The sequence below is a fragment of the Pseudoleptotrichia sp. genome, from assembly GCF_057270515.1.
On sequence record NZ_DBHIXS010000007.1, the window covers coordinates 36,261 to 49,549 of the forward strand.

Genomic DNA, 13,289 nt, shown 5'->3' on the forward strand with positions numbered 1-13,289 from the left:
AAATTCTATAATTTCTTCAATTCTTCGTCTATATTTCTATCTAATTTAGGTTCCATATCTCTGCAGTTATTTCCAATAGGTAAAGATATTTCTAAATCAATAGATTCATCAACAATAAAATTAACAAACAAAGGTTTTGCATAATCACAATTCAATAATTTATCATTAATATCTGTTATATTTTCAATCTGTACATATTCAAAATTATATGTATTAGAAAGTTTTTTTAAATCTACTACACTATAACCTGTTTCTTTTGTTGTTAATAAAAATTCTGAATTATATTTTCTAATCTGTCTTGATTTTATCATTCCTGAAGAATTATTATTAATAACTATAATCCATATTGGTAAATTATTATTAGAAATAAATTGTAATTCCTGAGGATTCATTTGAAGCCCTTGATCACCAATAAAACAAACAACATTTTGATTTAAAGCATAATATGCTCCAATTGCCTTTCCTATTGAACAACCCATTGTTCCAAATGATCTTGAAAATAATATCTTACTTCCGTTTTTAGAAAACTCGTAAGCCCTTGATAACCAAAATTCATTATTTCCAACATCTCCAACTATAACACCTGTATGTTTAAGATTATCCAATAAATAAGCTATCTCCATTATAGGAGAACTTGTATCACTATTTAGAAGAGTTTCTTTTATTTTATTACAAATAGTCAGCCATTCTGATATATTTTTTCTTTGTATTTTTTTATTAAGAATTTCTTTTAAAACATCTTTTATGTCACACTGAAAATTTTCGCTATTTGGTATTTTTCTTATAAATTCATTTTTATCTATATCACATCTAATCAATCTGCATGTATTAAAAATATCCAAAAAGCTCCTTGATTTTATTGGAAAAGATATTCTATTCCCAAAACTAATTAACAAATCTGCTTTCGACAATATATAATTAGTATATCTAACTCCATGACTTCCCACATAACCAAAAGATAAGTCTGAATTTGACATAATATCTTGACATCCTCTACTATAAATAACAGGTATATTATTTTTTTTAGAAAATTCAATAATTTCTTTTTCAACTCCAGCCTGTCTTACTCCATCTCCGATAAGCAATAAAGGTCTTTTTGATTCCTTAAGATTTTTTTCTATCGATATAACTGCTTCTTTGAAATTATTTACTATATTTTTAATATCTGTTGTTTCTACTTTCTTTTTTAAAACTTCACTGTTCCATATTTTTGAAGATACGTCAATCACTACTGGTCCTTTTCTACCTGTAGTAGCTAAACGAATAGCTTTAATTAACTCTGAATGAAAATTATCAATATCATTTATTCTGACACAATATTTTGTAATTGCTGAAAATATAGGAACTATATTTATCTCTTGATCTTCAATTGTTCTCATTCTATCATCTGTATCATCTAATGAATGTGCCGTTATAAATAGTGAAGGAACTGAATCATAATAAGCTTCTGCTATTGAAGTCGTTAAATTCAATATTCCAGGCCCTTTAGTTGCAAATGCTACTCCTATTTTCTGAGTTGATTGAGCATATCCAATTGCTGCAAACCCAGCATTTTGTTCATGAAAAAAAAGATGTGTTTTTATTTTCTCCTTTCTATTATTAAGTGCATATACAAAATCAAGAATTACTCCTCCCGGTATTCCAAAAACATCGGTAATTCCCATATCTATTAAATAATCAACTAAATAATCAGCTACTTTCATTTATTCACCTTTCTTTAATAAATTTAATAACACATTTAAATTTTCTTGCGTATATCTATGTCTTAAATCTTCTGGAATATTTTTCATTAAATAATTTATTTCTGCATATGATAATCCATACCGTTCTCTTAAATTAATAGAATATTTATAAGCTACTTTATGAATTGCAGGCAATAAAGTAGATATTGTATAACCCCATAATGGTTTTGGTGAAAGTTTTTCAATTAACTCACAGATATTCAATATCATTTCATAATTATATTTTTTTTCAAAATTTTCATTTAAATAATTTGAAATTATTTCTGTTTGAAGATTTCCTGCTCCTTGTCCCATACCTAATATACAGGAATCCACAATAATATCTCTATCTGTTTCATAATTTACAAAAGATTTTACATTTGAAAATGCTAAATTTAGATTATTATGACTATGAAACCCTATTTTTATTTCTGAATCTAAATTACTGTCATATTTTTTTGAAAAATAATATACATCTTGCTCAATCATATATCCATAACTATCTACAAAATATAGAGCATATGCATTCATCTCATTTGAAGCTTTTATAATCATATTCAATTCATCTTCTGTATATCTCATTGTAAGCATAGGTTGTACAAATACTTTATATCCTTTTTTAGATAACGCTTTACAAAAATCAATAGATTTCTGTAATTCTGAATATCTAATAATAACTCTAATTCCTTTACAGTAGTTCTCATTCCAAACTGGTATATCTTCAATTGGAGTATCCGGTCCTCTGAATAAAGCTACATACATTTGATTTTCTGAATGATTTAATGGTATTTTTTTTGAAATATCTTCTATAGATTCATAAATACAATATTTTGTCATATCGTTATTCGTTATCTCAATTGAACCTAATTCTATAATATCTAAATTAGTTTTGCTAAAATATGAAATTGCTTTATCAATCATATGTTCACTGAAAACCTCAGTTTTTATACCTGTTTTATTAGCATCTTCTAAACCCAAACCTCCATCTCTTAATGTACAATCAAGAATTTTTATTTCCTTCATATTATTCTCCTCACTTATTTTCATCAAAATTTATTCTTTCTTCTTCAATTACTAAAGGTCTATCCATAATTCTAGTATTCATACTTATAATATATTCACCTAATAATCCTGTAAAAAATAGTTGCAGTCCTCCAAAAAAGAACACTCCTATTAATATAGGTATATTTCCTGCAATGAAGTCATTCCAATAAAAAATTTTTAAAATAAAATATATCATGGCAATAAAAAAACTTAGCAACGATATTGTGAATCCAAAAAAAGTCGCTATTCTCAGTCCACCTTTAGTATAACTAGTAAAACTAAGCATTGCAGCATCATATAAAGAGAAAAAATTATTTGATGTTTTTCCTGCTTTTCTACGTTGTTGTTCATATTTTATTTCTAGATGATCTGGAGCATATTCTGCTACTAATCCTCGTAAAAAAGGTATAGGATCATTTAAATTTTTTAATACTTTAATAAAACTTTTGTCATACAAACCGAACCCAGTAAAATGTTCTATTTGATTTTCTGTACTCATTGCTTTAATCAATTTATAGTATACAGTTCTTAAAAAATACATAATCTTACTTTCTTTGCTGCTTACTTTTATCATACTGATTACTTTATGTCCTTTTTCCCATTCATGAACCATAACAGGTATCATTTCAACAGGATCCTGAAAATCAGCACAAAAATGTATAGTACAATCTCCTGTACTTTGAAGCATTCCATAAAATGGACTATTAAATTGTCCAAAATTTTTCATATTAAAAATAGCTTTTATAGATGGATCTTTTTCACATAATAAACGAATGTTATTTCTCGTACTATCTTTTGACTTATTATCTATAAATATTATCTCATATTCGTATTCAGGAAGATCTTTATCAAACATCTCTTTTAAAGCATTATACATTGGTATTATATTATCTTCCTCATTATAGCACGGTATAACCATTGATATTTTCATACTAACCTCTAATTTTATAATTTTTTATATTTAAGTTTTTAAAAAGTTTCAATAAAATTTTTGATCTGCTCTACACACAACTTATAAACATCTTCATTATTGTATCTTTTATACCACTCAACTGTTTTTTCTATTGTCTTGTCTATATTCCATTTTGGTTTCCAATTTAATCTAAACTTAGCTTTAGTGACATCTAAAGCAAGAAGCTGAGCTTCATGAACCTCATTTGGATTTGAAATATCTTTTAATGAACCTTTTCCATAATTTTTTATTATTTTTTCTCCTATTTCCCATACTGGAACAATTCCCTCAATATTTGGACCAAAATTCCATGCTTCTGAGTATCTATTCGGTTCTTCATACATTTTTTGCCCTAATAACAGATAACCATTTAATGGCTCCAAAACATGTTCCCATGGTCTTATAGCTTTTGGATTTCTTATATTTATAGGTTCATTTTTTTCAAGAGCCCTTATACAGTCGGGAATTATACGATCTAATGACCAGTCTCCTCCCCCGATGACATTTCCGGCTCTCACACTTGCAATAGATTTTTCATGTTTGTTATAATTTTTTGGATTGAAATATGAATTTCTCCAAGAATTTATTGCTATTTCAGCTGCACCTTTTGAAGAAGAATACGGGTCATATCCACCTAATGAATCTATTTCTCTATATCCCCATATTTGCTCTTTGTTTTCATAGCATTTATCAGTTGTTATCATTATTCCTATTTTAGTTTCAGTTGTTTCTCTTATACATTCCAACACATTTATAGTTCCCATAACATTTGTTTCATATGTTTCAACAGGATTATCATAGGATAGCCTTACCAATGGTTGCGCAGCAAGATGAAATATAAATTCAGGTTTATATTTATTGAAAGTTTCTTTTAAATGCTTTCTATCTCTCACATCTCCTCTAATATCAACTATTTTATTTTCTAATTCCGAAAGAACAAAATTATCTTTTTGAGTGTATGGATCAAGTGCATATCCGACAACATTTGCTCCTAATTCTTTTAACCATATTGATAGCCAAGAACCTTTAAAACCTGTATGTCCTGTCACTAAAACTGTTTTTCCTCTGTAGATTCCGTTAAAATGTTCCATGTTTCCTCCTAAGTTTATTCCCATATTTTCCATGGAGCTTCATTTTTATCCCACATGGCATTCAGCTCTTTATTATCTCTTAATATGTCCATAGGTTTCCAGAATCCTGTATGTTTAAATGCATTCATATTTCCATCTTTAGCTAATTCTTCAAGAGGTTTTTTTTCAAAAATAGTTTGATCGCCATCTTTTATATAATCAAACACTTCAGGCTGGCATACAAAATACCCAGCATTAATCCACATTTTATCTCCAGCAGGTTTTTCAAGGAAACTTTTTACATTATTTAAATCATCTAAATCCAGCGCACCAAATCTTCCTTGGGGTTTATAGGCTGTTACTGTCAATAATTTCCCTGTATTCTTATGAAAATTTACTAATTCTTCTATATTTACATCGGATACACCATCACCATATGTTAATAAAAATGGCTCATTTCCAATATACTTTTGAATTCTTTTTATACGTCCTCCTGTCATTGTTTCCAGTCCAGTATCTACAAGAGTTATTTTCCATGGCTCAGAATTTGTATTATGAACTTTAATATTATCATTTTTTATGTCTATTGTAACATCACTGGCATGTAAAAAATAGTTAGCAAAATATTCTTTAATCACATATCCTTTATATCCACAACAGATAACAAATTCATTAAATCCATAATGGGAATATATTTTCATTATATGCCACAATACAGGTTTTCCTCCTATTTCTAACATAGGTTTAGGAATAGAGTGAGTTTCCTCACTTAATCTAGTACCAAATCCTCCTGCAAGTAAAACAACTTTCATTTTTAAAACCTCCTAAAATTTTCTATTTTTATAAATAATAAGCTTGATTCAAATAATTACTGTAACTTAATATTATTAGAAAAGAATAAACTCCTAAAACAAAGATAAATATCTTAAAATACTTATTCTCATTAATTTTATACTTTAATAATTCAACATATAATTGAGATATTAGAAATAACATGAGACAATCCTGTACTAAAAAAGCTCTACTTCCTATAGCATGAATTGCCGGCATAAAAGCCATTACATAAAAAGAAAAGAAACCAGCCCAATATATTAAAAAATTTAAAATAGCCTTCTTTTTGTCATCAAAAATATTATAAATTATAACTGAAATAAAAATAATTAATAGAAAAGAAATTATAGAAGGAATATATTCTATTTCTTGAATTTTGATATCATTAAATGGTTTTGATATATCAAATAAAAATAACTTTACAGCTTTTTCTATAAAAAGTGTTTGGGAATTATCTGCATACAGATTTTTGGAATCAAAATACCATGTTACTAAATTATTACTAAAAATATCTAGAGGTATTATTTTTAAAATTATATATATTAATGGAAAAAATAAAATTTTTATATTTTTCCCCCATTTTTTATAAATTAAAATACTTAGAAATAAAATCAAAACAAATAGTAATATATTAGAACCAAATAATACATGTCTAATAGATAAATTAATAGCTTCATAAAATTTATAAACAAATGGCATATTTTCCCAATTTGGATACCATCGTATTTCAGTAATAACTCTATTTTTAAAGCCTGGAGAGAGTCTGGAAATAATTAAATTTATTATGAAAAAAATATAATAAAATATAATATTTCTTTTTTCTTTATTTTCTATTCTATTATTTTTTAGTATAAAAAAGACTGCCATTGTTCCTAATACAGAAATTATTAAAAATTCTTGCTCAACATAAGCAGCACAAAACATAGCAAAATAAAATAGACACCATCTCAATTTAGAAAAATTTATTTTATTAGAAATAAATATTAATTTATAAAAAGGAAACATCGCATATATAAAAGCTGTAAATGCCCATAAATATTGATAACTCCCAGACATCCATACGACTGAAGATGTTATTGTATAAGGAAAAATAAAAAAGAAACAAATTAAAATAATTTTATCTATTTCTAATTTTTTTTCATTTGTTACAGTAGCTTTATAATAATATGAAAAACCTTTTATAAATAGAAAGGAAACTACTACATTCAATATTTTCCAAACAAAAAGATTATATCTGATTAATGCTGGAATAATTATCATTGATAATCTTCCAGACCAATTTAAATATTCTGTCTTTGTAAAATTTAACACTCCCATTTTTAATACTTTTTGTTTATAAAATAAATCATCTCCACCTCTATAGTCATATTGTATAATAAAAATACCTATAATAATTGCGAAAAGTATATAATATTTATTAAGATTTATCTTATTTATTATCTTTTTTATCATTTTTTTTCCTTTCTATTTTTTGACCTGTATCAATTAATATATTTCTATTCTCTTCCTTAATTAAAAAATAAATTTTAAAAGGATATTCCATATTATTCTTCAATTTTTCTTCTACAATTATACCCGCTTTACTATAATCGTATTCTTCATTAAACGCTTCGTCTACATCCAATCTTAGATTATCTCTTGCATTTAATTTATAATAATTATTTTTACTATCTTCTATAACTATTGTTTTATAAATAAAATTATTATTTTCTCCTTTTTTTAGCAACCAACCTTCTATAAATAGTTTATCATCTATTATTTTAGTTGTTTCAATAGTATATGGGAACAAATCATTTTCTTTTGGTAAATTAAGCATTTCAAAATTTTCAACTGATATTTTTTGAATTCCTTGATTTTTCTCTATTATTTGATTTGTATCAACTAAAATACTCTTATTTTTTTCTTTAATTAAAAAATAGATTTTAAGAGGATATTCCATATCTTTTCTTAGTTTTCCTTTTGCAATTAGACCTACATTATTATAATCATACTTTCTTCCAAAATAATCATTTATATCCTCTCTATCATTTGATTTAGTAAATAATTTATAATAATCATTTTTATTATCTTTTACAACAATTATCCTATTTATATAAGCGTTATTTTTTCCTTTCTCTAATAACCAGCCTTTTATAAATAATTTATTTTCAATTGTTTCAATTTTTTCAATATTATAATTATAAGATATTTTTGTATTTCGAGGATTAAATAGCTCAATATTTTCAGTTGATATCTTTTCTACTTTTTGAGTAGCATTATAAAACAAAAAAGTAAAAACAAAAGATATAAATAGAGATAATAAAAATAGTATATACATATATCTTTTTATATTTTTCATATTTCTAATATTTCCTTTCCATGTTAGCCTATTATTTTTTAATTAAAAAACATATTCTTAATTATTGTACTTTAATTGTTATTTTTATGCAAGATTATTATCAAACAATTTATAATTTTATTTAAATACTTCTTTTAATTTTGTTTCTCTAAATATTAAATTTAACATACCTTCCGATAAATCTTTAAAATACATTTGAGGATCTTCTGTTGTAAATACATAATAATTTTTATTGCTATATACTGCATTTGTTTCAAAATCCAAAATCTCTTCTTCTTTATTATTCTTTTTAAGAATATTTTTTTTTATTTCTAAGTTTAATGCTTCATTTTTTGGATCTATTCTTAATGATTTTATTCCTTTTTTTACTGGAATTTCTAATTCAATTTCTTTTAAATAATTATACTCATATTTTGAAGAATTTTCCTCACTGAAACCATCTCCATAATCATAATAAATCTGTAAGTATTTTTGCTTATCTAAAGATTCTCTCTTATCAATTATTTTTATTGCATTTTCTAACATTTCTCCTAATTCTACTTCTTTAAATTCTAAAACTAACAATCCTTCTGATAAATTTTTAAAATATATTTGAGGATCTTCTGTTGTAAATATATAATATTTTTTATCATTATACACTGCATTTGACTTAAAATCTAACTGCTGTTCTTTTTCGTCTATATCTCTAAATACACAGCTCTTTATTCTTAAGTTTAATGCTTTATTTTTCGGGTCTATTCTTATTGATTTCATTCCCTCTTTTATTGGAATTTCCAATTTGATTTCATTCTCATAATTGTAATCATATTTTAATGACTTTGATTCATCAAATCCATTTCCATAGTCATAATAAATTTGTAAATATTCCTGTCTTTCTAAAAAATCTTTTTTATCTACTATTTTCAGTGTATCTTCCAACATTTCTTCCAATTCTGTTTCTTTAAACGTTAAAATTATAAATCCTTTCGTCAAATTTCTGAAATACATTTGCGGGTCTTCTGTTGTAAATACATAATTTTTTTCATCATTATATACTGCATTTGATTCAAAATCTAACTGCTGTTCTTTTCCGTCTACTCCTCTAAATATACTGCTCTTTATTTTTAAATTTAATGCTTTATTTTTCGGATCTATTCTTATTGATTTTATTCCTTCTTTTATTGGAATCTCTAATCTGATTTCATTCTCATAATTGTAATCATATCTCAATGACTTTGACTCATCAAACCCATTCCCATAATCATGATAAATTTGTAAATATTCTTCTTTATTTAAAAATTCATGTTTTTTCATACTTAGATTTGTTTTTTTTGTCAATTTTTCTTTATAAAAATCTGTATTTAATTTTTTTAGTTCCGATATTTCTTTCTCAGTTAAATTAAATTTCTCAAGTAATTCTTCAAAAGAAAACTTACTACTGAAATAAGCATCGTATTTTGTATAAAGTACTTCCAATAATCTATAGAAAACAAAGTTTTTTTCTATTTTTCCTTCATATATCCATTCATAATCAATAACCGTTATTATGCCTTCTTTATTCATAATCATATTATCTAAAGTTAAATCCAAATTGACTATTTGCTCATTCCAATTTTCATCAATAATTTCTCTTATTTCTTTTAATTTTTCAAAAAATTTTTCTTTTCCATTTTCAAAAAAAATTTTCATTACAATTGTGTCAAGTCTATTTCCATCAACATATTCAAAATAAATCTTTTTTTCTTTCAAGTAACATTTTGCCAAATTTAATTTGAATTTTGCTTTTTTTAATTTTCCATAATTATAGAAGATATCATTAATATGTTTCTGACTTTCCTCATTCAAAGCTTGCTTTAGTACCTTTTTTTCCCCATTTTCCTTTATTATTTCTGTTTTTATTCTATAGTTTTCATCTCTTTCTATATTGGAATATTTTACGAATAATGTTTCCATATTTTTTCCATCCTTTAATATCTTTTATTTCATTACTTCTTTCAGCTATAACTAAAAATGAATTTGAAAATTTTTCTATATTTTTATCTTTTATTAACTGGTCATACACTATTCCCTCATCAAAAAACACATATCTCTTCATATCATAATTATGAATTAATCCTCTTAAATCTCCTATTTTTGGTAAATATTTTTCAGAATAAATCGTATTAGGCATTTTATAATCAGGAAAAGGATAATAGAATTTAAATTCTGATAAATCTACTTCTTTTAAAATATTTTCGAGTTCTGTTTTTGAATAAGTAGCGATTTTTTCTGTATTTAAATATCCCTGTATACCGTCAAATAATACAGCTGTATGATCTTCTAATGCTCCTGCCCAGTATTTCAATCCAAATTTATTCTCAATTGCTATTATTATTTTACCATCCGGTTTCAAATATTGTTTTAATTTATTTAAGAAGTCTATTTCAGGTTTTTCGGAAACTGTAAATCCTCTTGAATATTCAAATACTCCTATTAAAGTTATATAATCAAATTTTTCTTCCAGTTTTATATCATTCAAATTCCCAACAAATATTTCCAAATTTTCACAATTTTTATTTCTATAAGCATTTATTAAAGACCTTTTTTTAGAAATTTCAACAGCTACAACTTTTTTAGCTTTTTTAGTAAAAAGCCCTGTTATTGCTCCACAACCTGAACCAACTTCTAAAACTGTCTTATTCTCTCCAAAATCATACCATTCCAGTATATTATGACGAATTCTACTTAAATGATATATTACTGGCCATTTATTGCTTTTAGAAATAATTTCTTCTATATCTGTATTTTCTTTTTTTACAATTTCCAGTAATTCATCTTCGACTTCACCATCTGTATAGGTATCAATTCCATTATAGTAAGTTAAGTTCATTTTTACTTTACCTATTTTTTCTATCATTTATTTAGAACCTCTTTTCTCATTCTTCTATAGATTACACAATATTTTTAAATAATCTTCATCCAATGAAATCACTCTTCCTTTAGCATAATTTTTTACTCTTTCTGCCGGTGCTCCTAAATCAAACACTGTCAAAGGATATCCCAACTGCATAATTTCATCCGTTGTATAAGAAAATGTCTCCGGCCATATTGAAGGAATTAAAAATTCATCGATTTCGTATTTTTGTATTAATTCAGGAACTTCTTCTTTTTTATAACCTCCTGTTTTTATAAAATTATCTGATTTTATTTCATTATCTATATTTCCAATAAGGACTATTTTTATTTCTAACTTATTCTTGTCAATATACTCCACCAATTCTTTTAATACTAAGCTTCCTTTAGCTAAGTTAATATTTCCTAAAACACCTATAATTTTACTTTTTTCCGATTTTTTCTTTCTTTTTGAATATATTTCTTCAAAAGTCCCACTTATATCATGTGGTATATATACCAAATTTTGAGTTAAAAATGGATAGGCAGTTAGCATAATTTCTTCTGATGAATGTGAAAAACAGAGAATCTCATCACAATTTTTTAAAAAATTTCCCCATTTTTCTCTCCATAAAAATATATCTGTTTCCTGACAAAGCAGTTTAAATTCATAAGTACTTTTTTTCAAAAATTGCTCGTGTTTTTTTAGATCATTCGGAACACCTGAATATTTATTACCTTCATCTAATAGAGTATAATCAGGAGATATACTGAAATAATCATGAACCGGGTAGATTAATTTAGCTTTACCGCTATTTTTTAATTTAATAATATAATCCAAAATTTTGGGAACATCAACAAATGAAACTAGTCCATTAATAAATATTTCTTCAATGGAGATATATTCCAATATATTAGACAACACCGTATAATTTTCAGCTATATACTTCTTTTTAATTGTTTCTGAAAAGAAAGTTATTTTGTAACTATCTGTGTGATAATTATATTCCAATAAAATTAATTTCTTTTTGTTTTTGAGATTATTTTTTATTTTTTGATCTCTATAAAAATTTGCCCCTCCCCCTAAATCATGGTCTATAATTAAAATATTTCCATTCTCATTATAAGCAAAATCTAATAACAGTCTTATAAATTCCCTTATTTCTTTCAAATCATTATTTTGTATTATTTTTTGAACTTGTTCATCATAGTCCGGATATCTCTTTAATAAGATTTTATGATTATTTTCTATATATCTAATCTTATCTTCTGATAAAAAAGAGCCCCCATGCTTATGATAAACAAATAAATTTGTTACATGAATATTCTTATATCCGGCCTGAATTGCTCTCTGACACCAGTCATTTTCCTCACAATAACCTTTACCATATATTTCATCAAATACTCCTATTTCTTTAACAACATTAAAATTCATTCCCATACAAAAACCAATACCTGTAGGAATCTCCAACCTTGTATTATTTATATCTATATATTTGAAAAAACTGTCTATTTCTTCTAATTTTAAATTCTTATATATTTCATTATTTTCTAAGTAATTAGGAAAGCTGCAAATAGTTCCGGAATTAGTAAAAGGAGTTGTACTTGCGATTTTATTATTACTTAAAATTGGATACATTAATCTTTCAAGCCAATAATCAGGTAATTCCGTATCTGTATTTAAAATAACAAAGTGATTATTAGCCAGTTTAATCAATTTATTAATATTTTTTACAAAACCCAAATTTTCTTTATTATTTTCATATATTATTTTTATTCCATTATTATTAGCAGTAAAATTTTCTAAAAATGGAACAATTCTTTCATCCGAACTATTATCATTTCCTATAATTAATCTATATGGAAGAGTTGTATTTCTTAGAATACTTTCAAATAATTTTTCTAAAAATTCATAACCGTTATAAATCGGGATAATAATATCAATTGGAGTATCTAAAGGATTTTTACTATAGAATTGCTGTATTTCTTTTATATTATTTTTTCCTATATTTGATAATATCTGATTTATATTAATCATTATATTTTCTTGCTTTTTATTAGTTTCTATTTTTTGTACTTTATTTATAAATTTTTCAAAAGCTGTTTTTGCCCCTTCATTTTTACAAATCAAAAAAAATTTTTTTATTAATAATGGCTGCCTTAATAATCTGAATAGCTCTGAATAGCTCAATTTTTCTTTTCCTGCTACTTTGGATATTTTTCTATTCTCTTTTTTTCCAAATTTTATATAATGAATTAAAGGATTAATCCCTGATTCTTTGACATCTTTATTATTATTCAAATAAAAATTAACATCAAATAAATTTGAAGGATTTTTTCCTTCTTTCCAACCTTTTTCTAAAAAATGTTTTATCGGATCCACTTTTTGATTTTTTATTTCAATATTATTTTTATAATAAAATTTTTTATTAAATAGTTTTGATTTTTTTAAAATTTCATAATCACTCTTTTTTTTCAATATA

General features: G+C 24.8%; 10 protein-coding genes. All 10 read right to left on the minus strand.

Translation table 11 applies throughout. The features are described 5' to 3' along the window. Positions 1–5: 5 nt before the first annotated feature. The 10 genes from ACO5J6_RS06645 to ACO5J6_RS06690 all read right to left on the minus strand — a co-directional run bounded on the left by ACO5J6_RS06645 (position 6) and on the right by ACO5J6_RS06690 (position 13,285). Complete coding sequence (locus ACO5J6_RS06645) at positions 6–1,703, minus strand: thiamine pyrophosphate-binding protein (protein WP_485642898.1); 1,698 nt, start codon at positions 1,701–1,703, stop codon at positions 6–8. Continuing rightward, entirely contained in the window at positions 1,704–2,744 is a 1,041-nt protein-coding gene (locus ACO5J6_RS06650; RefSeq protein WP_485642900.1) for a beta/alpha barrel domain-containing protein, read from the minus strand. A gap of 10 nt (positions 2,745–2,754) precedes the next feature. Then, the gene (locus ACO5J6_RS06655) at positions 2,755–3,696 is read right to left on the minus strand and encodes a glycosyltransferase family 2 protein (protein WP_485642902.1); all 942 of its coding nucleotides are present in this window, start codon (positions 3,694–3,696) and stop codon (positions 2,755–2,757) included. 38 nt (positions 3,697–3,734) lie between these two features. Further along, complete coding sequence (gene rfbG, locus ACO5J6_RS06660; protein WP_485642903.1) at positions 3,735–4,808, minus strand: CDP-glucose 4,6-dehydratase; 1,074 nt, start codon at positions 4,806–4,808, stop codon at positions 3,735–3,737. A 14-nt stretch (positions 4,809–4,822) separates the two neighbouring features. Next, positions 4,823–5,599 (minus strand): glucose-1-phosphate cytidylyltransferase, encoded by a 777-nt coding sequence (rfbF, locus tag ACO5J6_RS06665; protein ID WP_485642905.1) that lies wholly within the window; start codon positions 5,597–5,599, stop codon positions 4,823–4,825. A 28-nt stretch (positions 5,600–5,627) separates the two neighbouring features. Next, on the minus strand, positions 5,628–7,070 hold the full coding sequence (locus ACO5J6_RS06670) for a DUF6056 family protein (RefSeq protein WP_485642907.1): 1,443 nt from the start codon (positions 7,068–7,070) through the stop codon (positions 5,628–5,630). Continuing rightward, positions 7,048–7,956: a hypothetical protein gene (locus ACO5J6_RS06675; RefSeq protein WP_485642909.1), complete on the minus strand. Its 909-nt coding sequence runs from the start codon at positions 7,954–7,956 to the stop codon at positions 7,048–7,050. Before ACO5J6_RS06675 ends, ACO5J6_RS06670 begins: the two co-directional genes overlap by 23 nt. Positions 7,957–8,073: 117 nt before the next feature. Further along, on the minus strand, positions 8,074–9,888 hold the full coding sequence (locus tag ACO5J6_RS06680) for a hypothetical protein (protein ID WP_485642911.1): 1,815 nt from the start codon (positions 9,886–9,888) through the stop codon (positions 8,074–8,076). Further along, the gene (locus ACO5J6_RS06685; RefSeq protein WP_485642913.1) at positions 9,845–10,831 is read right to left on the minus strand and encodes a class I SAM-dependent methyltransferase; all 987 of its coding nucleotides are present in this window, start codon (positions 10,829–10,831) and stop codon (positions 9,845–9,847) included. The genes ACO5J6_RS06680 and ACO5J6_RS06685 overlap by 44 nt, the downstream gene beginning before the upstream one ends. A 27-nt stretch (positions 10,832–10,858) precedes the next feature. Next, positions 10,859–13,285, minus strand: a complete 2,427-nt coding sequence (locus ACO5J6_RS06690; RefSeq protein ID WP_485642915.1) for a glycosyltransferase family 2 protein — start codon at positions 13,283–13,285, stop codon at positions 10,859–10,861. Between the last annotated feature and the right edge of the window lie 4 nt (positions 13,286–13,289).